The sequence below is a fragment of the Cellulomonas sp. P4_D11 genome (assembly GCF_056401915.1).
Window position 1 is genome coordinate 1 of record NZ_JBFUIK010000043.1, and the last position, 22,823, is coordinate 22,823.

Below are 22,823 nucleotides of genomic sequence, written 5' to 3' on the forward strand. Positions count from 1 at the left end.
GCCCGCGCCGGCAGCTCGCGCCGCCGCTGCGCCCTCCCGTGACCGCGGCCCGCGCCGTGGCATGGGTCAGGAGCAGCAGGAGGGCGACCTCCCCATGGACGAGATCCTCACCGAGATGGTCCGGGTGGGCGCGTCCGACGTGCACCTCACCACGGGTACCACCCCGATGGTGCGGATCAACGGCTCGCTCAAGCCGCTCGACGGGTTCGGCATGGTCCAGCCCGAGGGCCTGCGCCGCACGCTGTACGCGTTCCTGACGCAGAAGCAGCGCGAGAAGTTCGAGACGAACCTCGAGCTCGACCTCTCGTACTCGGTCCGTGGCCTCGCCCGGTTCCGCGTGAACATCTACCAGCAGCGCGAGTCCATCGGCGCCGCCTTCCGTGTGATCCCGTACGAGATCAAGCCGCTCGAGGCGCTCGGCGTGCCGGCGGTCGTCGGCACCTTCGCCGGCCTGCCGCGCGGGCTCGTCCTGGTGACCGGCCCGACCGGTTCCGGCAAGTCCACCACGCTGGCGTCGATCGTCGACCTCGCGAACCGGACGCGCGAGGACCACATCATGACGGTCGAGGACCCCATCGAGTTCCTGCACCGCCACAAGAAGTGCGTGGTCAACCAGCGCGAGGTCGGGCAGGACACGCACTCGTTCGCGAACGCCCTCAAGCACGTGCTGCGCCAGGACCCCGACATCATCCTGGTCGGCGAGATGCGTGACCTGGAGACCATCTCCGTGGCGCTGACCGCCGCCGAGACCGGTCACCTGGTCTTCGCGACGCTGCACACGCAGGACGCCGCGCAGACGATCGACCGCGTCATCGACGTGTTCCCCGCGCACCAGCAGGCGCAGGTCCGCACGCAGCTGGCCGGCGCCATCCAGGGTGTCGTCTGCCAGACGCTGGCCAAGCGGTCCGACTCGCCCGGCCGTGCGGTCGCCACCGAGGTGCTCGTGGCCACGCCGGCCATCCGCAACCTCATCCGCGAGGGCAAGACGCACCAGATCTACTCGGCCATGCAAGCCGGTGCCAAGCAGGGCATGCACACGATGGACCAGCACCTCTCGGAGCTGGTCAAGACCGGCAAGATCAGCTACGAGACCGGACTGGAGAAGTGCCATCACGTGGAGGACTTCAACCGTCTGACCGGCCGGTTCTCCGGTGGGTCGCAGGGCGCCGCAGGCATGGGTGACCAGGCGACCATGGGCGGCTCCTCGTTCGGAAGCCAGGCGCTCTGATGGCCACCGCGACGAAGACGTACGAGTACGCCGTCCGGGACAAGGCCGGCAAGATCGTCAAGGGCCGCGTCGAGGCGACCAACCAGGCGGCCGTGGCCAACCGGCTCCGGGAGATGGGCCTCGCGGCCGTCTCGATCTCCGAGGTCAGTACGGGCGGCTTCAACGCCGAGATCAACATCCCCGGGTTCGGTGGGAACAAGATCTCGCTGAAGGACCTGGCGATCATGTCCCGGCAGCTGGCCACGATGATCGACTCGGGCCTGTCGCTGCTGCGCGCGCTGACGATCCTGGCGGAGCAGACGGAGTCGAAGGCCCTCGCGAAGGTCATCGCTCAGGTCCGGAACGACGTCGAGGTGGGTACGGCCTTCTCCACGGCGCTCACCAAGCACGACAGCGTCTTCCCGCCGCTGATGATCAACATGGTCAAGGCGGGGGAGGTCGGCGGTTTCCTCGACCAGACCCTGGTGTCCGTGGCCAACAACTTCGAGGCCGAGGTCAAGCTGCGCGGCAAGATCAAGTCCGCGATGACCTACCCCGTGGTCGTGTTCGTCGTGGCGATCCTCGCCACCACGGGCATGCTCCTGTTCATCGTCCCGGTCTTCGCCGGCATGTTCTCGTCGCTCGGCGGGGAGCTTCCGCTGCCCACCAAGATCCTCATGATGCTGTCCCAGTTCGTGAAGATCACGATCATTCCGTTCGTGATTGCGCTGGCGATCTTCGCGGTGTGGTGGGGAAAGCACAAGAACGACCGCGGCATTCGCGAGCGCGTCGACCCGTGGAAGCTCAAGGTGCCCGTTTTCGGGCAGTTGTTCCGAAAGATCGCTGTTTCCCGGTTCACGCGAAACTTCGGCACGATGCTGCATGCCGGCGTCCCTCTGCTCCAGGCTCTCGACATCGTCGGCGAGACGAGCGGAAACCTCGTCATCGAGCGGGCGGCCAAAGCCGTGCAGGAATCCGTCAGGCGCGGAGAGTCCCTCTCCGGGCCCCTGAGCCAGCACCCCGTGTTCCCGCCCATGGTCGTGCAGATGATGGCCGTCGGTGAGGACACAGGCGCCCTGGACACGATGCTTGCGAAGGTCGCGGACTTCTACGACGACGAGGTCGAGTCGACCACCGAGCAGCTCACGAGCCTCATCGAGCCGCTCATGATCGTCGTCATCGGCGCGATCGTCGGGTCCATGGTCATCGCCATGTACATGCCGATCTTCGGAATCTTCAACCTCATCAGCTGAGCATTGCTCCGCCCGAGTGAATCGAGGCGGATCGGGAACTGCGACTCAAGGTCCCGCCACCCGTTCCCGATACACGCTTTGCAGGACTGAACCGGTCTCGACCGGACTGACAGTGAAAACGCCATCCGCCACTCATTCTTAGGGGAGCTGACTGTGATCGCTCGCATCCGTAAGTCCATCGAGGAGAAGGACAAGGGCTTCACCCTTATCGAGCTCCTCGTCGTCATGATCATCATCGGGATCCTCGCGGCGATCGCGATCCCCGTGTTCCTGAACCAGCGCAAGAAGGCCAACGACACGGCCGCGACGTCCGACGTCTCGACCGTCGGCAAGGAGGTCGCGACGTACTACGTCGACGCGACCGCCGCCCTCGCGACCTCCGGTGTCACGTTCACCGCTCCGTCGGGCACCACGGCCGGCAAGCTGAACGTGAACGGTGCCTCGGTCGGCAACGCGTCCGCCGCCACGAACGGCGTCACGCTGTCCTACTCGCCGGCCAGCCCGGCGACGGCGTCGGCCGGCTCGACCACCTGGTGCGTCACGCTCACCTACGACGGTGGCACGCGCTCCACGGTGTACTACTCGGCCGCGAACGGCCTGAGCAAGACCGGTTGCTGATCTAGTCAGCGCAGGCAGTGGGGCGGAGGCGAACGCCTTCGCCCCACTGCTGTACCGGCGGGTCAGCCCGCAAACAGGACGACAGCAGGGCAACGGCCGAGAGGGGCCCAGCGATGACGCACGCGGTACGTGGCAGCGAGCGAGCGCACGACGAGGTCGGCTTCACGCTGATCGAGCTCGTCGTGGCGATGGTGTGCCTCACGGCCATGTCGATGGCGGTCATCGGCGTCATCGTCAACTCGCAGGCCCAGAGCCTGAGCAACCGCAACCGCGTCGCGGCCGCCAACCWGGCGGCCCGTGAGATCGACCTGGTCCGCGAGCAGTTCGGCGCGACCGACTCGGGTCCGATCGACATCGCGAACGCGGGATTCCAGGTCAACCCCAACCACCTTCCGGGCGGAACCGACGGCCAGCCACTGGTCGTCGACGGCGTCCCGTACACGGTCAAGCGCAGCGTCGAGTGGAACATCACCGGCACCGGCGCCTCGGCCTGTGAGGGCGGTTCCCTCGTCTCGTACCCCAGCCTCGGGGTCACGGTCACCGTCGAGTGGCCGAACATGGGCCAGGTCAAGCCGATCGTCAACAGCGCGGCGTTCGCGCCCGACAAGGACACCGGCGTCTCGACCACCGACTCCTTCATCGCCTCGAAGGTGCTCGACCAGGACGGCGCCGCCCTGGCGAACATCCCCGTCACCGCCGGCGGCTCGACCGCCTACACCGATGCGACGGGCTGTGCGGTGGTCCGCGTGACGCCCGCCGTGACGACGGGCACGAGCTACACGGTCCAGGTGGCCGACGCGAGCTACGTGGACCTGTCGGGGACGCCGAACCCCACCAAGAGCACCGGCACCCTCCTGCGTGGCCGGATCTACTCCGGCGCCAGCTTCGCGGTCGGCAAAGCCGGCGCCGTCACGCTGCGGCTGGTCCGCGCGGACGGCCAGGCGCTGACGAACGCACAGGTCAACGGCTCCACGGTCACGCTCGTGGCCTCCCAGTTCTCCGGGGCCAACGGTCGGACCACGCGCGTGATGACCGGCGTGACCACCACGTTCACCGGGCTCTACCCGACGTCCTACGGCGCGTACTTCGGGACGACGGCGCCGGCGGGCGGATACACCGTCACGAAGCTGACGCCCGGCGGCACGCTGAACGTGGATGTCGTCTTCGAGATGGCGCACATCACGGCGGCGAACCTGCCCGGTGACGCCACCCAGGTCGTGGCGGTCCCCGCAGGCACGGTGCCGACGGCGACCACCTGCAGCGCCGCGACGATCCGCGGAGGAGCGTCCGGCGGTACCGCCGAGCTCGACGCGCTGCCCGGGTCATACGACCTCTACATGACCGGACCGACGTACGCGTGCTCGCCCGGACCGGCCGCGCAGGCCTACACCTCCGGCGACAACCCCGACACCACGTGGGCGGCGACGCAGCTCAAGGTCAACTCCGTGCCCGGCGCGACGCTCATGGCGGTCGACCAGAACCTGTCCGGCGTCATGAACCTCACGACCTGCCCGACCGGCCTCGCGCCGGCGATCGTGCGGAACATCGACGGTGCGCGCACCCAGTTCGTCGACCTCCCGGCCGGCAGCTACTACATCTGGCAGGTGTCGGGCAGCACGTGCCTCGGGTACCCGATCGGGCTCGGTTCGTTCAACGTGCCCTACGGCGCCCAGACCACGAAGACCTGGGCCCTCGGGTCGGTCACGCTCGAGGTCACGTCCGTCGGGAGCGGGCGCAACCTCGTGCTCAATGCCGGCGCCGCGGTCACCAACTGCACGGGCACGGCGACGACCCCCGTGACGACGACCTACGTGTCGCCGGCGACGACGTCGGGGAACGTGTCGGTCACCTGGTCGGCTCCCCGACCGGCGTCGGGCAACGTCACCTACTACGCGTACATCTGGAACAAGGGCCTCTCCAGCGGCAACCGGTGCACGGCGATCGGCACGTTCGTGGTCGGACCCGCCACAGGGCCGCTGCTCACCAAGCCCTGGACCGCCCCGACGAATGACGTGAAGGGCCCGTGATGAACAGGCTGCGTGGGCGGCTCGGCCGCCGCGACGAGGGCACCTCCCTCACGGAGATGCTGGTCGCGATGCTGATCACGGGCATCATCGTGGCGGCCGTCGCCACGATGACGATCACCTTCGCGCAGTCGAACGCGCGCAACGTGACCCGCCAGGACCAGATCGACTCGGCCCGGGTGGTCACCGAGACGCTGAGCAAGAAGCTCCGCACCGCGGTGATGCCCAACCAGCTGACGTCGACCTGCACCCTCTGCACGGCGGACGCCTTCGTGCTGGGCAAGGACTACTCGGTGCAGTTCTACGCGAACGTCAACAACGCCGGGAACACCGTCGGCCCCAGCCGGGTCACCTACACGCTGACGACCACCGGGGCGACGGCGGGGACCCTGGTCGAGAAGGTCCAGGTCCCGGACTCGGCCGTCCCCACGGCGACGGGCTATGTCTACTGCAACGCGGAGATCGCCGGCGCGACGACAGCCTGCGCCGCGAGGCTCACCACGCGGACGCTGGCCACCGGCGTCCGCTGGGACACGGGGACGGCGATCTTCCAGTACTTCGACGGCGCCGGCGACCAGATGCTCCCGGCGACCAGCGGCGGGTCACTGACCGGGGACCAGCTGTCGAAGGTGCTGGCCGTCGAGCTCACCGTCACCGTGCAGCAGCCCAACTCGACCAGGGCGCGCGCCACCACGTACATCCAGCGCCTGACCCTGCCCAACGCGCAGGCCATCCTTCGGCAGGGAGAGGACCAGACACCGTGAACCGCTTCCGGCGCGCTGCGACGACCGGCGACGAGGGCATGGCCCTCGTCCTCGTCGTCGGAACCATGCTCATCCTCGCCATGCTGGCGACGACCGCTCTGGCGTACACCGTCTCGGGACAGAAGTTCGCGCGGTACGACCAGGACTACTCCGGTGCCATGACGGCCGCGCAGTCCGGGGTCGACGACTTCATCTCGCGCCTGAACCGCGACGACCAGTACTACCGGACGATCGACTGCGCCAACGGCGCCCTCAAGGGCCCGAACGTCACCGGCAACACCTGTGGCTGGACCGCGACCACGCCGGTCGGCTGGCTGCCTGTGGTCCCGGGCACGACGGACGCCAAGGCGGCCTACTTCCACTACGGCATCGACGCCTCACGGGCGGCGACCGAGGGCACCATCACGGTCACCGTCACGGGCAAGGCCAACGGGCGGTACCGCACGGTCGAGGCAGCCGTGGGCAAGGACGGCTCGACGGACTACGTCTACTACACCGACTTCGAGTCCGCGGACCCGTCGAACGTGCAGGCGTACGGCAGCACGCCGTCCACCGCCTGCGGTGGCGCCGGGAGCGCGAACGCCAAGTACTGGTGGAGCGGCCGGAGCTCGGCCGGATGCTCCGAGATCACGTTCGTCGCCGGCGACACGCTCGACGGCGCCGTGTTCTCGAACGACTCGGTGCTCTCCGACGGTGCGACCTTCACGAGCGGCTTCACCACGGCGAACCCCGAGTGCGACAGCTCGACGGTCACCTCGAACCAGTCGACGTGGAAGTACTGCCTGCGCAAGACGGGCAGCAACTACGCGACCGCGAACTTCAGCGGCGTCAAGCCGCAGTACTCGCGGAACGGGCCCCTCTACCTCGATGACACGTCGGCAGCCTTCGCCGGCTACCCGGGCTGCCACTACGCGGGCTCGACGCGCATCATCTTCAACGCCAACGGGACGATGACGGTCTGGAGCAAGACCGCCAACAACGGCGGCGTCACCCCGCCCCCGATCGCACCCCCGACGGGCACGGCACCGGACTGCGGCACCGTGTCCGCGCTGAACAGCGCGGCCGGAGCGACGGTCAACGTGCCGGACAACATGGTCATCTACGTCCGGGACGACACGACCAACATGACGCAGGCGCAGTGCGACGCGGGACAGATCGGCGGGCCCTCAGGGTCCGAGCTCCCGCTCGGCACGTTCACGAAGGCGCTGGCGGCGGCAAAGCCCACGGGCAACGACAAGTCGTACACCTACGACAAGACGATGACCGAGTCGACGAAGTACTGCCAGGTGGGCAACCTGTACGTCCAGGGCATCGTCAAGGGTCGCGTGACCCTGGCCTCCGAGCAGTCCACGGTCGTCACCGGCGACCTCGTGCTCGCCGGCGGCCTCAACGGCTCGGACATGCTGGGTCTCGTCGCCACCAACTCGGTGGAGGCCTTCCACCCGTACATGATGAAGGTCTCGGGTCCCTCGAGCGGCTGCCCGAGCTCCACCTGCAAGTGGTCCACGTCGCCGTCGACGGTGGGTGAGGTCGCGGGCTGGCCGACCAACTACCCGGACCCGACCGGGGCGGTCGTGGTGGGCGGCCTGAACATCATGGGCTCGATCCAGACCCTGCAGCACTCGTTCTACGTGCAGCAGTACAACGTGGGCGACCCGGAGGGGCTCCTTCAGGTCAACGGCTCGATCGCCCAGCGCTGGCGCGGCATCGTCGGTACCGGCAACGGGTCGACGGGCTACCTGAAGAACTACGTGTACGACAGCCGGCTCAAGTACGCCGCCCCGCCGTACTTCCCGAAGTGGGTCAACGCCCAGTGGGGCCAGCACTACTTCGGCGAGATCACCACGCCGCTGGCGCTGCGGAACTGACCCGGTCGGGCCACCCGGTTCGTGGCGGTGCGCTGGGACGTCGACGACGTCCCAGCGCATCGCGCATCCGTCCGGCGGTCGGGCTCAGGTCCTGGTGCGGTCGTGCCGATCACCTTGTCGGACGTACCCCTGCACCTGGGAGTGGAACGACATGATGACGATCGCCGACCGACGATACGGTGACGGCGTGCTGCCGCCGGAGCCAGGGACCGCGACCCTGTGACCGGCGCCCTCATCGCCATCGCGGGGCTGTTCGGCCTCGCGATCGGCTCATTCCTCAACGTGGTGGTCTGGCGCGTGCCGCGCGGCGAGTCGATCGCGCACCCGCCCAGCGCCTGCCCGAAGTGCGGTCACGCGATCCGGTCGCGGGACAACGTGCCGGTCGTGTCGTGGCTCGTTCTGCGCGGACGCTGCCGTGACTGCGGCAACCCGATCTCCGCGCGCTACCCGTTGGTCGAGGCGGGCACCGGCATCCTCTTCGCCCTGACGGCCTGGTTCGCGGGCCTGAGCTGGGAGCTGCCCGCCCTGCTCTACCTGGCGGCGATCTCGGTCGCCCTGGCGCTCATCGACATCGACACCAAACGACTGCCCGACGCGATCGTGCTCCCGTCGTACGTCGTCGCGCTCGTGCTGCTCGCGCTGGCCAGCTGGAACCCGGGCGGCGAGGCCGACTGGTCCGCGCTCGTCCGTGCACTGATCGGCGGAGCAGCTCTCTTCCTCGTCTACTTCGTCACCGTGGTCGTCTACCCGGCGGGGATGGGGTTCGGCGACGTGAAGCTCGCCGGCGTGCTCGGTCTGTACCTCGGCTGGTTCGGCTGGGGTGCCCTGCTCATCGGCTGGTTCTCGGCGTTCCTGCTCGGGGGGATCTTCTCGGTGGCCCTGCTGCTCGCCGGTCGGGCGGGCCGGAAGTCCGGCATCCCCTTCGGCCCGTGGATGCTGCTCGGCGCGGCCGTCGGCATCGTCGTCGGCGAGCAGATCTGGTCCTGGTACCTCGGCGTCCTCTGAGTCGCAAACTTTCGGACGACGTGGTGGTCCGCGGTCCTCAAGTCGGGACGCGTCGGTCCCGATAGGACGAAAGAACCTCATCTGAGCGCGTCGGAAGGACCCTCGTGGCTACCACTCGTGTCATCGGGCTGGACATCGGCTCGTCGTGCGTACGCGCGGCGGAGCTCGAGTTCGGCAGCGGCGGGCCAGCCGGCAAGTCGCCGGCGACGCTCGTCCGGTTCGGGCAGGTCGCCCTGCCGCTCGGCGCCGTCCGGGACGGCGAGGTCGTGCAGCCGGAGACCGTCTCGACCGCGCTGCGCCAGCTCTGGGCGCAGGCCAAGTTCGAGTCGAAGGACGTCGTGATCGGCGTCGGCAACCAGCGCGTCATCGTGCGCGAGCTCGACCTGCCGTGGATGCCGCTGGCGCAGCTGAAGGCGTCCCTGCCGTTCCAGGTGAGCGAGCTGCTCCCGATGTCGACGGACGACGCCCTGCTCGACTACTTCCCGACGGCCGAGTCGGTCGGCCCGCAGGGTCGGATGGTCCACGGCATGCTCGTCGCGGCACAGCGGGACACCGTCAACGCCAACGTGATCGCCGTCGAGGGTGCCGGCCTCCGGCCCCGGATGGTCGACCTCAACGCCTTCGCGCTCCACCGGGCGCTCGCCCGCGGCGAGCTCGCCCAGGCGACCGCCGCCTTCGTCGACATCGGCGCCACGATCACCACCGTCGTCATCTCGGCGCACGGCTCCCCGCGCCTCGTGCGCTCCCTGCCGACGGGCGGCCAGAACGTCACCGCAGCCGTCGCGAGCGCTCTGGGCATCGCGGCGGCCGAGGCCGAGGCCGTCAAGCGCGAGGTCGGCATCGGCTACGCCGTCGGCCCCGAGCGGGCGGACGCCGCCGAGGCGATCAGCACCGTGGTCCGCGCGCTCGTCGAGTCGGTCCGCAACACGTTCGTGTACTACTCGAGCAACAACCCGGGGGCCGGCATCGACGTCTGCGTCCTGACCGGCGGTGGCTCGCACCTGCCCGGGCTCGGCCAGTACCTGTCGAGCGCGAGCCGGCTCCCTGTCACGCTGGGCGACCCGCTGGCGGGCCTGCGCTCCGCCAAGACGGTCCAGCGTGACGCTCTCAACGGCCACGAGTCGTTCATCGCCCTCCCCGTCGGTCTCGCATACGGAGTTGCCGCATGAGCACCGTCCTCGAACGCCCCAAGACCCGGTCGGGAGCCGGCACGGTCCTGGGCGGCTCGCTCGCCCAGGTCAACCTCCTGCCGCCCGAGGTGCGCGCGGCGCGCGGCCTCAAGAAGACGAAGCAGTGGCTGCTCATCAGCCTCGTCGTGACGGTGCTCCTCGCCGTCGGCGGGTGGGGCCTCGCGCTGATCTCGAGCGTGACCGCAGCGACCGAGCTCGTGCAGGCGCAGGACGAGACGACCCGGCTGCAGACCGAGCAGGCCAAGTACGCCGACGTCCCGAAGGTGCTCGGAGCGCTCGAGCAGACCAAGAGCAGCCGGACGGTCGGCATGTCGACCGAGGTGCAGTGGAAGCCGTACCTCGACGCTCTGACCGCGGTGCTCCCGCCCAACGTCAGCATCGACAACTTCCAGTACACGGGCGCCACGCCCGTGGTGCCGCCGACCACGCCGAGCAACCCGCTGCAGGACCCGAGCGTCGGACAGATCCTGTTCACCGCTCGTGCCTCGGTCGTCCCGGACACGTCCGCGTGGATCGACGCGATGAACAGCGTCCCGGGCTTCGCGGACTCGTTCGTCACCGGCGCCACCCTCACCGAGGACGAGTCGGGCATCTACTACAACATGTCTGGATCCGTGCAGGTCAGCGACCTGGCCTACTCGCACCGGTTCGACGCCACCGAAGGTGAGGGCTGACATGGGCGGCGCCAAGAAGAGCACCTGGGTCGGTGGCACGGCGTTCCTCGCCGTCGTCATCCTCGCCCTGGCATGGTTCCTCGCGATCAACCCGACCCTGGCCGCGGCCTCGGACCTCCGTAGCCAGGCCGAGGCGACGACGGCCTCGAACGAGATGCTCGAGCTGCAGGTCACCAAGCTCAAGGCGGACTTCGAGAAGCTGCCTGAGTACCAGGCCGAGCTCGCCGGCCTCCAGGTGCAGATCCCGACCGACGCCCAGCTGAGCGCCTACCTGCGCCAGCTCGACGCCATCGCCGTGGCCCACACGGTCACGCTCACCACGGTGGCCCCCTCCGTCCCGACCACGGTCGTGCTGGCAGCCCCGGTCGCTCCCGTGGCCGTTGCGCCGGCACCGACCGACGGGACGGCCCCGGCGCCCGAGGCGGGCACCGACCCGGCCGCCGTCCCGCCCGCACCCGTCGCCGCGACGGCGCCGGCTGGGCTGGCGTCGATCGCCTTCACGATCACGGCGCTCGGCACGTACGACAACGTGCTCGCGTTCACGTCGGACCTCCAGAACGCGACGCCGCGTCTCTTCCTGGTGACGTCGCTCAACGGCACGTCGCAGAAGGACCAGCCGGCGAGCGGAGGGCGGCCCGAGACCAAGGAGGGCGACCTCGAGCTGGTCATCGGCGGCCTCGTCTACGTCCTGCCGGACGCGCTCGGGGTTCCGGAGACGGTCGACCCGAACGCGGCCCCGCCGGTCCTGCCGGGTGTCGTGCCCGGCAAGAACCCGCTGGTCCCGATCACCGGTCGCTGAGCACGATCGACCCACGGTCCACCCTCCGAGCCTGGGCTCGGGGGGTGGACCTCGTCATGGGAGGATCCGTCACATGCTGCGTTGGTTGACCTCCGGTGAGTCCCACGGCCCGGCGCTCGTCGGCATCCTCGAGGGGGTACCCGCGGGCGTCGAGATCACGACCTCCGACGTCCAGGCGGCGCTGCAGCGTCGTCGGCTCGGGTACGGCCGGGGTGCGCGGATGAAGTTCGAGCAGGACGAGGTCCGCCTGCTCGGCGGCGTCCGCCACGGCCTGACGCAGGGCGGTCCGGTGGCGATCGAGGTCGGCAACACCGAGTGGCCCAAGTGGGTCGAGGTCATGTCCGCCGACCCGGTCGACGACCCCGACGTGCTCAACCGCGCGCGCAACGCCCCGCTGACGCGGCCCCGGCCCGGTCACGCGGACCTCGTCGGGATGCGCAAGTACGGGTTCGACGACGCCCGACCCGTGCTCGAGCGGGCGAGCGCCCGGGAGACGGCCACGCGTGTCGCCCTGGGGACCGTCGCGGCCCACCTGCTCGAGCAGGCCGCCGGCATCCGGCTCGTGTCCCACGTCGTCAGCATCGGGCCGGTCGCGACTCCCGAGGACGCGGCCCTCCCGACGCCCGACGACGTCGCGGCGCTCGACGCCGACCCGGTGCGCTGCTTCGACGGGCCCACCTCGGCCGCGATGGTGGCCGAGATCGACGAGTGCCACAAGGACGGCGACACCCTCGGCGGCGTGGTCGAGGTGCTGGCGTACGGCCTGCCATCGGGCCTCGGGTCCTACGTGCACAGCGATCGCCGGCTCGACGCGCGGCTCGCGGCCGCGCTGATGGGGATCCAGGCGATCAAGGGCGTCGAGGTCGGTGACGGGTTCCGGACCGCGGCACGTCGGGGCTCGCTCGCGCACGACGAGATCGAGCGGGACGACACCGGTCGGATCGTCCGGAGGACCAATCGCGCGGGCGGCCTGGAGGGCGGCATGACCAACGGCGAGATCCTGCGGGTCCGGGCCGCCATGAAGCCCATCTCCACCGTGCCGCGCGCGCTGGCGACCGTGGATACCGCCACGGGCGAGGCGGCGCGCGCCCAGCACCAGCGCTCCGACGTCTGCGCGGTCCCGCCGGCGGCCGTCGTCGCCGAGGCCATGGTGGCGCTCGTGCTCGCCGACGCGCTGCTCGAGAAGACCGGGGGAGACTCCCTCGCGGAGGTTCGTCGCAACCTCGCGGCCTACGTCGACGCGATCCCCGACCTGCTCGCCTGAGGGCACGGGCGGCTCAACTTCCGCTGCCGCGGTGCCGAGGTACCGGGGGAGTGATCGTCTTCGAGAGGTCGTCCCGCAGTGAGCTCCCCCCGCCAGGACGTCGCGGTGCCGCCGCGCGCCCTCGGTCGTTGGCTGACCGCCGAGCTGGCCCGGCTGGCGGAGCACCGGCCGCGTGTGTACCGGCTGCTGCGCGCCGCGTGGCTTCGGCCCGTGCCGTTCGTGATCGCGCTCAGCGTGATCGCCGAGGGCACCCTCGGGGCCGTGATCCCCGAGGGCGACGCGGAGTGGTTCCGGATCGCGGGTGCCGGCATGATCGGGCCCGGGTTCCTCGACGTCTTCTCGGACTCGGGCCTGCAGATCGGCCCGGTCTACCTCGCACTGCTCGGGCTCGCGACCAGGTTCCTCGAGCTGCTCCACCTCCCGGTGCTGTTCACGCTCGCGGCGGCGCAGGCGGCCGGCGTTGCCTGGTTAGCGATGTGGACCGCACGCCGGACGGCTCGCGCGGTCGGCAGCCCTGAGCTGCCGGTGCAGTGGGCGCTCGGGCTGACGCTCGCGCTCGGAGGATTCCTCGCCGAGGGGATCGGCAACGGCCACCCGGAGGAGATCCTGCTGGGCCTCCTCCTCGCGAACGCGGCCCTCTCGACCCGGACCGGTGCGTACGCGGTCGCCGGTGCCGTCATCGGCCTGGCGACCGGCATCAAGCAGTGGGGCATCCTCGGCGCCGGGGTGCTCGTCCACGGGCGTCGCCTGCGCGGGGTCGTCGTCGGGTCGTCCGTCGTCGTCGGGATCGTCCTCGCCTGCTACGTGCCGTTTGCCGTGGGCGGCGAGATGAACACCTTCAGCATGGCCTGGGGGATCCCGGACAACTCCCTCTTCGCAACCGTGGCCGGGTGGCTGGGCGCGTCCGACTGGCAGATGCGCGTCGTGCAGGGCGCCGCGGCAGGTCTCGCCGGCGCGCTGGTCGCCTGGCGACGGCACGGCTCTCCGCTCGTCGCGATCATCGCCGTCATCTCGACGCGACTGCTTCTCGACCCGCTACGCCTGACCTACTACTCGGGGCCCCTCGTCGCGGTAGGCGTCCTGTGGATGTGGACGACCGACATCGCCGTCGTGCGACGGTGGCGGCTCCCAGTGACCCTGTGCGCTCCGGCCGTCGTCCTCGCTCCGTACGTGCTCGAGCGCAGCGTGAAGTGGCACGTGGGTGACGTGCTGCTGCTCCTGGTGCCCATCGTGTGCCTCGTCGTCGAGGCGCGCGCCGCGCGGCGGCGGCCCGCGGTCGGCGACGCGGACGGTGCTGCGGATGCGGCTACCCTTCCCTCGTGCACGACACCCCTCACGTCCCCCCTGGTCCCCGCGTCGTCCTGATCGGCCCTCCCGGTTCCGGCAAGTCGACGGTCGCCGCGGCACTCGCCGAGCGGTGGCAGCTCACCGCGCGGGACACCGACACCGACGTCGAGCAGGTCGCGGGCAAGGCGATCGCGGAGATCTTCGTCGAGGACGGCGAGCCCGTGTTCCGGGCACTGGAGCGTGACGCGGTGGCGCGGGCGCTCGTCGAGCACGACGGCGTCCTGGCTCTCGGCGGTGGCGCCGTGCTGGACCCCGCGACGGACGCGGCCCTGACGGGGTACGCCGACGGCGGCGGGCTCATCGTCTTCCTCGACGTCTCGCTCGCCCAGGCCGCACCGCGGGTGGGGTTCAACCAGTCCCGACCGCTGCTGCTCGGCAACCCGCGCGCCCAGTGGCAGGCGCTCATGGACGCCCGCCGACCGGTGTACGAGCGGCTCGCGCGGGTGCGGGTGCTCACCGACGGGCACCGGCCCGTGGACGTGGCGGAGCTGATCGAGCTCGAGCTGGCGGCGGCCCGACGCGGCCCGTCGACCGAGGGGCAGGACGCATGAGCGCGCAGACCCGGACCGTGACGGTCGCGGGGGACCGCCCCTACGACGTCGTCATCGGCCACCACCTGCTCGCCGCCCTGCCGGACCTGCTCGGGCCCGATGTCCGCCGGGTGCTCGTCGTGCACCCCGCCGCGCTGGCCACGACGGCCGACGCCGTGCGCGAGGACCTGCTCGCTCACGGGTACGAGGCCTTCCTGGCCGAGGTGCCCAACGCCGAGGAGGCGAAGACCGCCCAGGTCGCGGCCTTCCTGTGGCAGGTGCTCGGGCAGGCGGACTTCACGCGCACGGACGCCGTCGTCGCGGTGGGCGGGGGAGCGACGACCGACCTCGGCGGGTTCGTGGCCGCCACCTGGCTGCGCGGCATCCGGGTGGTCCAGGTGCCGACGACGCTGCTCGCCATGGTCGACGCGGCCGTCGGCGGCAAGACGGGGATCAACACCGCCGAGGGCAAGAACCTCGTGGGGGCGTTCCACCCGCCGGCCGGGGTGCTCTGCGACCTCGCGGCGCTGGCGTCGCTGCCGCGGCACGACTTCGTGGCCGGTCTGGCCGAGGTGGTCAAGTGCGGTTTCATCGCCGACCCGGTCATCCTCGACCTCGTCGAGGCGAACGTCGAGCTGCTGCAGGACCCGGCGGCGGCGTCGTCGTCGGACGTCCTGCTGGAGCTGGTCGAGCGCGCGGTCGCGGTCAAGGCGCGGGTCGTCGGCGAGGACCTCAAGGAGGCCGGGCTGCGCGAGATCCTCAACTACGGGCACACCTTCGGGCACGCGGTCGAGCTGGTCGAGCGGTTCCAGTGGCGGCACGGGGCGGCCGTGTCGGTCGGCATGGTCTTCGTCGCGGAGCTGGCCCGGCTGGCCGGGAGGCTCCCCGACGACGTCGTCGCGCGGCACCGGTCGATCCTCTCGTCGCTCGGGCTGCCGGTGTCCTACCGCGGTGATCGCTGGACCCAGCTGCAGGCCGCGATGCGCCGCGACAAGAAGACGCGCGGCGACCTGCTGCGGTTCGTGGTCCTCGAGGACATCGGCCGGCCGACCCGCCTCGAGGGTCCGGACCCCGCTCTGCTGGCCGCCGCGTACGCCGAGGTGAGCGAGGGCGCGGCGACGTCGCGCACCGTCTCTCTCTGACCGGACCTCAACCTCGCGGCACAACGTGCCGAAGCAGGGTCGAGAGCCGAGAGAGCTGAGACCTGCGTGACCACCACCCTTTCCCGCCCCGAGCCGACCCCGCCGACGTCGAGGGCCGCGCGCGAGCTACGCCAGCTCGACACGGCGAACCCCGCGCTGGCGCGCGCCCTGCGGTGGACGTGGGAGCACCCGACGCTGGTCCTGGTCGCCTTCGGGGTCGTCATCGGCATCCTCGGGGGGATCGGCCGCCCCGACGGTGACCAGGTGCGCTTCCGCGAGGCCGGCGCCGGGATGATCGGTCCGGGGTTCCTCGACGTCTTCGCCGACAGCTGGCTCCAGATCGGGCCCGTCTACGTCCTGCTCCTCGGTCTGTTCACCGTCGTCGCGCGCGCCCTGATGCTGCCGGAGGTCGCGGTGGGCATCGGGGCAGCCGCGGCGCACGGCGTCGTCGTCGCCTGGCTCGCGGTGTCGGCGGCTCGTCGCGCCGCACAATCCACCGGAGCGTGGGTGCGGCGCGCGGAGTGGGTGGTGGGGCTCGCGATCGTCGTCGGCGGCTTCCTCTACACCTCGCAGACCGCCGACCATCCCGAGGAGCTCCTGGTCGGGCTGCTCGTCGTCCACGCCGCCGTCTCCGCGGGACGGTACCGGCTGATCCAGGCCGCCCTGCTCCTCGTGCTGGCGACCGGCGTGAAGCAGTGGGCACCGACCACCGGCGGCATCCTGCTCGCCGGGCGCCGGCTGCGGGCGTCGGCCGTGGCGATCGTCGTGCTGGTCGCTGGGATCGCGCTGCTGTACCTGCCGTTCAAGCTGTGGGGCGAGATGAACATGTTCTCGCTGCAGTGGCCGTTCCCGAAGCATACGTGGCTCGACCGGGTGCCCGGCCTCGCCGGGTCGTCCGACTGGGTCCAGCGGATCGTCCAGGGCCTCGCGGCGGGGCTCGTCGGGGTCGCCGTCGCGTGGCGCCGGCACGGCTCGGTCCTGGTCGCGGTCATCGCGTCGGTGGCAGTCCGCCTCCTGCTCGATCCCCTCCGGCTGTCGTACTACTGGGTCGCGCTGGCGGCCGCCGTGCTCGTGTGGCTGTGGAGCAGCCAGGCGCCGGTGGTCGCTCGGACCCGCACGTGGCTGACCCTGCTCATGCTGGTCGTCCCGTTCGCGCCGCTCCTGCCCGAGGGGCCGTGGTGGCACTTCTGGACGGTTCTCGCGATCGGGATCCCCGTGTTCTGCCTCGCGGCCGAGTGGTCCGCCCGCCGCACCGTCGCCGTGGCGCCGGGGGAGCGGCAGGCCGATCCTCTAGGCTCGGCGGCATGATGCGTGTGCTGGTGCTCAACGGTCCCAACCTGGGGCGGTTGGGGGTGCGCGAGCCCGAGGTGTACGGCTCGACCACGCACGACGACCTCGCCACCTCCGTCGAGAAGTGGGCCGCCGACCTGGGGATCTCCGTCGAGATCCGGCAGACCGACGACGAGTCCGTGCTGGTCGGCTGGCTGCACGAGGCGGTCGACACCCGCGCGCACGTCGTGCTCAACCCGGCGGCGTTCACGCATTACTCGTACGCGCTGCGCGACGCCGCGGCCCAGGTGACCACCGCCGGCCTGCTGCTGGTCGAGGTGCACCTCACCAACCCGTACGCCCGGGAGACCTTCCGGCACGTGTCTGTCATCGGCCCGGTCGCGACGGGCACGGTCGCCGGCTTCGGGATCGACTCGTACCGCCTCGCGCTGGAAGCGATCGCCGCCCGGGTGTGACTCGAGCGCACCACGACGATGTCGAAGGATCCGGCCGTAGTTCGGCCGGATCCTTCGCATTCCATGGGTGAGCCCGAGCCGCCCACAGCCCCGAGGCTGAGGGGGGTCGTTCACCGGCTGCGTCGGCGGCGGGGTTGCCGGTGCTCGGGGCGCCGATGCTCGCTCGATGACCGAGCGACTGCCGGCGCGGTGGAGCCCTCCCGAGGCCGCCGCGCAGGCCGGACTGTTCACCGCCCGTCAGGCGATCGAGGCCGGGATGACCGAGCACCAGGTGCGCCGACGCCTGCGCGGAGGTCGGTGGACGCGCGTCGCGGGCAGCGCTCTCGAGTTGGCCGACGACCGCATCGGCCCGTGGGAGGAGGCACACGCAGCCTGGCTCACGTGGCCGGACGCGGTGCTCGGGTTCGGCAGTGCCGCACGCCTCCACCGACTGCCGGTGGACGACGACGGAGCGATCCACGTCGTCGTGCCGACCGCGCGCCCGCCACGGCACCGGCTGCGCGCCCATCGGATCGAGCTCTCCGACGGTGACGTCCAGCGAGCGGGGTCGGCGCTCGTGACGACGCCGGGGCGCACGGTCATCGACTGCCTCGGCCGGCTCGCCCCCGACCAGTCCGACGGTCTGCTGGCCTGGGTGGTGAGCCGGCGGCTTCTCGGAGCGGACGAGCTCGCCCGGTGGATCGACGAGCATCCCGGGGCGTGGGGGAACGTCCGGCGTCGCGCGGCGGTCGACCGCCTCCGTGCCGGCGCGGCCAGTCCCGCCGAGTGGCGCCTCCAGGTGCTGCTGCGCCGGGCGGGGATCACGGGGTGGCGAGCCGGCGAGTCGCTCCTCGGCCACCTGGGGGTCGCAGCGTCCGCCGACATCTACTTCCCCGAGGTCCGGCTCGTCGTCGAGGTCGACGGTCGCCGCTACCACGGAGCCGAGAGGTTCCAGTCCGACCGCACGAGGCAGAATGCGCTGGTCGCGGCCGGCTGCACGGTCCTGCGCTACACGTGGGACGACCTGGTCCACCGCCCGACCCTGGTAACAGCCCAAATCCAAGCCCAGCTGACCCTCCTCGGCTCGGGTTCGCGAGGAATGTGAAGGATCCGGCCGAAGTTCGGCAGGAATCAGCGAAATCCTCGGCTCGGGTGGGGGTGGTGGGTCTCGGGCGTGACGGGGGGTGGGGGACCGCACGGTACGATGGTCGGCGGTCTGCGGCCGTCGACGCTGCGCACGCCCCGTGCACTCCGGCGGGGAGCGCCGCCGGCGGACCGCGCAGAATCTCACTCGACAGGAAGCGACGATCGTGGCGACCACCAACGACCTCAAGAACGGCACCGTGCTCAAGATCGACGGCCAGCTGTGGACCGTCATCGAGTTCCAGCACGTCAAGCCCGGCAAGGGTGGCGCCTTCGTCCGCACCAAGCTGAAGAACGTCCTGTCCGGCAAGGTCGTCGACCGGACGTTCAACGCCGGCCTGAAGATCGAGACGGCGAACGTCGACAAGCGCGACATGCAGTACCTGTACAAGGACGGCACGGACTTCGTGTTCATGGACACGGACAACTACGACCAGATCCACATCTCGGAGACCACGGTGGGCGACGTCGCGCACTTCCTCCTGGAGAACCAGAACGCCATGGTCGCGACGAACGAGGGCGTGCCGCTGTACGTCGAGCTGCCGCCGTCGGTGGTGCTCGAGGTCACGTACACCGAGCCGGGCCTGCAGGGCGACCGCTCGTCGGCGGGGACCAAGCCCGCGACCCTGGAGACCGGCTACGAGATCCAGGTGCCGCTGTTCCTCGAGTCCAACACGAAGGTCAAGGTGGACACCCGCGACGGTAGCTACCTGGGCCGTGTGAACGACTGAGGTGGGTGCGCGCACCAAGGCCCGCAAGCGGGCCCTCGACGTCCTCTTCGAGGCCGACCAGCGCGGTATCGACCCGGTGACCCTGCTGGCGGACCGCATCGCGCAGCCGGGGACGGAGTCGTCGCTGCCGCAGTACTCGGTCGACCTGGTCGAGGGCGTCATCGCCCAGCGGGACCGCATCGACGAGCTGCTGGCCACGCACGCGCACGGCTGGACCATCGATCGCATGCCCGCGGTGGACCGTGCGCTGCTGCGTCTCGGCACGTGGGAGATCCTCTACAACGACGACGTCCCGGACGCGGTCGCGGTGGACGAGGCCGTCGAGCTGGCGCGGTCGCTGTCGACCGACGAGTCGCCGCAGTTCGTCAACGGCCTCCTCGGCCGCATCGTCGACCTGAAGCCGACGCTGCTCGCCTGACCTGCACGCCGCCGCCCGCGCACCCGAGAGGGTGGGCGGGCGGCGTCGTCCCCGCAGGAGTCAGACGCGGCGGGGCATGGCCAGGCGGCCGCCGTCGTGGCCAGAGATCGGCGTCGGGACCGACCGCAGCGCGCGCTCGGCGACCACGGCCGTCGCCCCGGTCGACGGACGCGGACCCCGGACCGGCAGGTTCGGCGCGGCCCGGCCGAGGAAGTTGCCCTGCACGCGCGTCACCCCCATCTCAGCCAGCGCGGTGAGCTGCGTGGGCGTTTCGACGCCCTCGGCGACGATCGAGAGCCCGTGCGTGTGGGCCAGGGCGACGATGGCCCGTACGACTCCGCGGCCGCGCTCTGTGCCCATGTCGCGCACGAACGACCGGTCGATCTTCAGCTCGTCGACGGGGAGCCGGGCGATGCGGGCCAGGGAGCTGTAGCCGGTGCCGAAGTCGTCGACCGCGATCCGGGCGCCTCGGGCGCGCAGCTCCGACAGCACGGGCACGGCGGACGACGTACGGACCAGGGCGCTCTCGGTGATCTCGAGCGTCAGGTGCTCCCAGAACGCGTCGCCCCACGCCGTCTCGATCTGCTCGAGCGCGTCGGGCTCGGCCAGCTGGCGGGCGGCGATGTTGACGGACACCGGCATCTGGAACCGCTCGAGCGCGCGCCGAGCCTGGCTCAGGACCTCCAGGCCGATCGGCACGATGAGGCCGGACTCCTCGGCGAGCTCCAGCCAGTCGGCCGGGAGGATGAGGTGCCCGTGGTGGTCCCAGCGGGCCAGCGCCTCGACCTGGACGATCTCGAGCGTCTCGGCGTCGACGATCGGCTGGAAGTACGCGGTGAAGTGGCCCGCGGCCACGGCGGCCTCGAGCGCGGCGCGCTGATGCCGCTCGGCCTCCACGCGGCGGCGGAGCGCGCGGTCGAAGACGCGGAAGCCCGAGCGGGAGCGCTTGGCCTCGAGCATCGCGGTGTCGGCGTGCCGGACCAGCGCGTCGGCGTCGACGACATCGCCCGGCACCCACGTGGCGACTCCGACCGTGAGGCGCGCGGGCCGGCTGCCGCCGGTGCGGTCGATGAAGCCCTCGCGCATGGCCCGGGCGATCGCGACGAGGTCGACGTCCTGCGGCGCGCGGGCCAGCACGATGACGAACTCGTCGCCGCCGACGCGGCCGACGAACGACTCGCGGTCGGGCAGCGAGGAGCGCAGGTAGTCGGCGACGCGGACGAGCAGGGCGTCGCCGTGGGCGTGCCCGTACGAGTCGTTGACGCGCTTGAAACCGTCGAGGTCGCAGTAGATGAGGGAGACGCGGGTGCGCTCGACGTTCGCGCGGTCGAGCATCGCGAGAAGGTGCTCCTCGACGGCCCGGCGGTTGGGCAGCCGGGTCAGCGGGTCGGCGAAGGCGGTGGTGTGCAGCCGCTCGCTGAGCTGGTAGCGCTCGGCCGCGGCGGACACGATCTGCGCGAGGTCGATGAGGAACGTGCGGGCCTGCGGCGGGTGCTCGACCTTGGCGGCGGAGAACAGCTCGGTGACGAAGCGGTCGCGGGCGATGGGGCGCAGCGACCCCTCCAGGCTCGGGTCGTCCAGGATCGTGCGCGCCTCGTCGCGCGCGGTGACCAGCAGCCCGTCGGCGTCCTTGACGAACCAGGCGGAGTTGGCCAGCCGGGCCAGCGCGTCGCGCATCTTGTTCTGCCGGGCCGCGGCGTCCTGCGCGTCGCGCAGCCGGTTGAGGGCGAGCACCTCGATGCCCACCGCGAGCGGGATCGCCCACAGCGCCGCGCACATCGCGCCGACCGCGCTGTCGAGGATCAGGACGCCCGCGGTGAAGATGGCGAGCGACTCGGCGCCGGCGACGACCAGGAGCGAGCCGAAGCCGGTGAGGCGGGTCCGTCCGACGGCGACGACCACGTAGGAGACGACGACCGTCGTCGGGACGAGCAGCAGCGCCGCCGCGAGGACGTCCGCGTCGTCGACGACCTCCTCGAGCGGGACCCACCAGAGGACGGCGCGCGCCGCGAAGAGCGCGCCCGCGGCCCACATCCAGTAGCGGACCCTGGGCCCGCCGGCGATGGCCTTCGTGGCCGGGATCGCGATCACGAGGAAGCCGGCGACCAGCTGGGCGTGCACGAACACCAGGGCGTCGCGCAGGCTGCCCGGGATGGTGAGCGCGAACAGCCCGCCCGCGAGCAGCACCAGGGCCATGTCGATCGACCAGGCGAGCGACCACGCCGCGCTGGCGGGACGGACCTCGCCGCGCCACCACACCCACTGGAGGACGCAGAAGCCGCCGACCAGGCCTGCAGCGAGCAGCTGCAGCACGGTGACCCACGTAGGAACGGTTCCGAGCACGAACTGGACATCGTCACGTCGGTGCCCTGGGATGACGTGGCATCCGGGTGACCTGTCATGTCTCCCATGACCGGATGGTGTGACGCGGGCTGGCATCATTCAGCCGTGACATCGACGCCCACCGCCGTGCGCCTCCCACGCAGGACCGTCGCCGGCTACGCGCTCGGCTCGGTCGGCACCGGCGGCTTCGGCACGCTGCCCGGACTCGTCCTGGCGTACTACCTGACCGACACGCTCGGCGTCGCCGCGGGACTGGCGGGCCTCGTCGTGACGGTCCCGAAGCTCTGGGACGTGGTCATCGACCCGTTCATCGGTGCGGCGTCCGACGTCTCCGCCGCGCGGCACGGGAGCCGCCGACGGTTCCTGCTCGCGGGCGCGGTGACCATCCCGTTCTTCTTCGCGGCGCTCTTCGCGACGCCCGTCGCGCTCACCGGCTCGGCGGCGGCGGTCTGGGTGGTCGTCGCCTTCGTGGCGGCCGCGACCTCGTTCAGCATCTTCCAGGTGCCCTACATCGCGCTCCCTGCGGAGATCGCACCCGACTACCAGTCACGGACCCGGCTGTTGGCGCCGCGCATCGCGGTGCTCGCGGTGGCGATCCTCGCGTTCGGCGCGGGCGGGCCGTTGGTGCGCGACGCCGCGGGCGGTGGTCGGGCCGGGTACGCGGTGATGGGGGTGGTCGGCGGCCTCGTGATCGGGCTGGGCATGCTCGCGGCGTGGTGGGGCGCTCCGCGCCGGGCCGCGGTCGCGGTCGCCGCGGAGCAGCCCGTGGGTCCCCGCCC

General features: G+C 71.1%; 21 protein-coding genes. 20 read left to right on the plus strand and 1 reads right to left on the minus strand.

The genetic code is table 11. The features are described 5' to 3' along the window. The 19 genes from AC1DT4_RS18310 to nusB all read left to right on the plus strand — a co-directional run. On the plus strand, positions 1–1,228 hold a 1,228-nt coding region (locus AC1DT4_RS18310), incomplete at its 5' end, for a type IV pilus twitching motility protein PilT (protein ID WP_477091199.1). After that, positions 1,228–2,460 (plus strand): type II secretion system F family protein, encoded by a 1,233-nt coding sequence (locus AC1DT4_RS18315; RefSeq protein ID WP_477091200.1) that lies wholly within the window; start codon positions 1,228–1,230, stop codon positions 2,458–2,460. The genes AC1DT4_RS18310 and AC1DT4_RS18315, both read left to right, overlap by 1 nt. 153 nt (positions 2,461–2,613) lie before the next feature. Next, entirely contained in the window at positions 2,614–3,078 is a 465-nt protein-coding gene (locus tag AC1DT4_RS18320; RefSeq protein WP_477091201.1) for a prepilin-type N-terminal cleavage/methylation domain-containing protein, read from the plus strand. A 113-nt stretch (positions 3,079–3,191) separates the two neighbouring features. Next, entirely contained in the window at positions 3,192–5,105 is a 1,914-nt protein-coding gene (locus AC1DT4_RS18325; protein WP_477091202.1) for a PulJ/GspJ family protein, read from the plus strand. After that, a complete protein-coding gene (locus AC1DT4_RS18330) occupies positions 5,105–5,866 on the plus strand; it encodes a PilW family protein (RefSeq protein ID WP_477091203.1) in 762 nt (253 codons plus the stop codon). The genes AC1DT4_RS18325 and AC1DT4_RS18330 overlap by 1 nt, the downstream gene beginning before the upstream one ends. Then, positions 5,863–7,734 (plus strand): hypothetical protein, encoded by a 1,872-nt coding sequence (locus AC1DT4_RS18335; RefSeq protein ID WP_477091204.1) that lies wholly within the window; start codon positions 5,863–5,865, stop codon positions 7,732–7,734. The genes AC1DT4_RS18330 and AC1DT4_RS18335 overlap by 4 nt, the downstream gene beginning before the upstream one ends. A gap of 219 nt (positions 7,735–7,953) precedes the next feature. After that, complete coding sequence (locus AC1DT4_RS18340) at positions 7,954–8,739, plus strand: prepilin peptidase (protein WP_477091205.1); 786 nt, start codon at positions 7,954–7,956, stop codon at positions 8,737–8,739. A gap of 104 nt (positions 8,740–8,843) precedes the next feature. Beyond that, a complete protein-coding gene (gene pilM, locus AC1DT4_RS18345; protein ID WP_477091206.1) occupies positions 8,844–9,908 on the plus strand; it encodes a type IV pilus assembly protein PilM in 1,065 nt (354 codons plus the stop codon). Further along, complete coding sequence (locus AC1DT4_RS18350) at positions 9,905–10,603, plus strand: PilN domain-containing protein (RefSeq protein WP_477091207.1); 699 nt, start codon at positions 9,905–9,907, stop codon at positions 10,601–10,603. The genes pilM and AC1DT4_RS18350 overlap by 4 nt, the downstream gene beginning before the upstream one ends. A 1-nt stretch (position 10,604) precedes the next feature. Next, a complete protein-coding gene (locus tag AC1DT4_RS18355) occupies positions 10,605–11,402 on the plus strand; it encodes a hypothetical protein (protein ID WP_477091208.1) in 798 nt (265 codons plus the stop codon). A gap of 73 nt (positions 11,403–11,475) precedes the next feature. Next, on the plus strand, positions 11,476–12,666 hold the full coding sequence (aroC, locus tag AC1DT4_RS18360) for a chorismate synthase (protein WP_477091209.1): 1,191 nt from the start codon (positions 11,476–11,478) through the stop codon (positions 12,664–12,666). Between the two features lie 78 nt (positions 12,667–12,744). Continuing rightward, positions 12,745–14,031: a glycosyltransferase 87 family protein gene (locus AC1DT4_RS18365; RefSeq protein ID WP_477091210.1), complete on the plus strand. Its 1,287-nt coding sequence runs from the start codon at positions 12,745–12,747 to the stop codon at positions 14,029–14,031. After that, on the plus strand, positions 13,986–14,564 hold the full coding sequence (locus AC1DT4_RS18370; RefSeq protein ID WP_477091211.1) for a shikimate kinase: 579 nt from the start codon (positions 13,986–13,988) through the stop codon (positions 14,562–14,564). Before AC1DT4_RS18365 ends, AC1DT4_RS18370 begins: the two co-directional genes overlap by 46 nt. Next, on the plus strand, positions 14,561–15,685 hold the full coding sequence (gene aroB / locus AC1DT4_RS18375; RefSeq protein WP_477091212.1) for a 3-dehydroquinate synthase: 1,125 nt from the start codon (positions 14,561–14,563) through the stop codon (positions 15,683–15,685). Before AC1DT4_RS18370 ends, aroB begins: the two co-directional genes overlap by 4 nt. A 66-nt stretch (positions 15,686–15,751) precedes the next feature. After that, a complete protein-coding gene (locus AC1DT4_RS18380; RefSeq protein WP_477091213.1) occupies positions 15,752–16,993 on the plus strand; it encodes a hypothetical protein in 1,242 nt (413 codons plus the stop codon). Continuing rightward, entirely contained in the window at positions 16,990–17,430 is a 441-nt protein-coding gene (gene aroQ / locus AC1DT4_RS18385; RefSeq protein ID WP_477091214.1) for a type II 3-dehydroquinate dehydratase, read from the plus strand. Before AC1DT4_RS18380 ends, aroQ begins: the two co-directional genes overlap by 4 nt. A gap of 166 nt (positions 17,431–17,596) precedes the next feature. Beyond that, the gene (locus tag AC1DT4_RS18390) at positions 17,597–18,514 is read left to right on the plus strand and encodes a DUF559 domain-containing protein (RefSeq protein ID WP_477091215.1); all 918 of its coding nucleotides are present in this window, start codon (positions 17,597–17,599) and stop codon (positions 18,512–18,514) included. Positions 18,515–18,719: 205 nt separating this feature from the next. Further along, positions 18,720–19,283, plus strand: coding sequence for an elongation factor P (efp, locus tag AC1DT4_RS18395; protein ID WP_477091216.1), 564 nt, complete (start codon positions 18,720–18,722; stop codon positions 19,281–19,283). A 1-nt stretch (position 19,284) separates the two neighbouring features. After that, entirely contained in the window at positions 19,285–19,701 is a 417-nt protein-coding gene (gene nusB / locus AC1DT4_RS18400) for a transcription antitermination factor NusB (RefSeq protein ID WP_477091217.1), read from the plus strand. A gap of 60 nt (positions 19,702–19,761) precedes the next feature. Here the strand turns inward: nusB and AC1DT4_RS18405 are convergent, their stop codons facing one another. Beyond that, positions 19,762–22,044, minus strand: a complete 2,283-nt coding sequence (locus AC1DT4_RS18405; RefSeq protein ID WP_477091218.1) for a putative bifunctional diguanylate cyclase/phosphodiesterase — start codon at positions 22,042–22,044, stop codon at positions 19,762–19,764. Between the two features lie 105 nt (positions 22,045–22,149). Between AC1DT4_RS18405 and AC1DT4_RS18410 the strand changes: the two genes are divergently transcribed. Next, positions 22,150–22,823 (plus strand): MFS transporter (locus tag AC1DT4_RS18410; RefSeq protein WP_477091219.1); only part of this gene is annotated, 674 nt, incomplete at its 3' end.

Bases quoted from the DNA above. Each gene is read 5' to 3' on its own strand.
- aroQ (WP_477091214.1), top strand. From the start codon at position 16,990: ATGATGCGTGTGCTGGTGCTCAACGGTCCCAACCTGGGGCGGTTGGGG.
- AC1DT4_RS18390 (WP_477091215.1), top strand. From the start codon at position 17,597: ATGACCGAGCGACTGCCGGCGCGGTGGAGCCCTCCCGAGGCCGCCGCG.
- AC1DT4_RS18350 (WP_477091207.1), top strand. From the start codon at position 9,905: ATGAGCACCGTCCTCGAACGCCCCAAGACCCGGTCGGGAGCCGGCACG.
- aroB (WP_477091212.1), top strand. From the start codon at position 14,561: ATGAGCGCGCAGACCCGGACCGTGACGGTCGCGGGGGACCGCCCCTAC.
- AC1DT4_RS18315 (WP_477091200.1), top strand. From the start codon at position 1,228: ATGGCCACCGCGACGAAGACGTACGAGTACGCCGTCCGGGACAAGGCC.
- AC1DT4_RS18355 (WP_477091208.1), top strand. From the start codon at position 10,605: ATGGGCGGCGCCAAGAAGAGCACCTGGGTCGGTGGCACGGCGTTCCTC.
- AC1DT4_RS18330 (WP_477091203.1), top strand. From the start codon at position 5,105: ATGAACAGGCTGCGTGGGCGGCTCGGCCGCCGCGACGAGGGCACCTCC.
- aroC (WP_477091209.1), top strand. From the start codon at position 11,476: ATGCTGCGTTGGTTGACCTCCGGTGAGTCCCACGGCCCGGCGCTCGTC.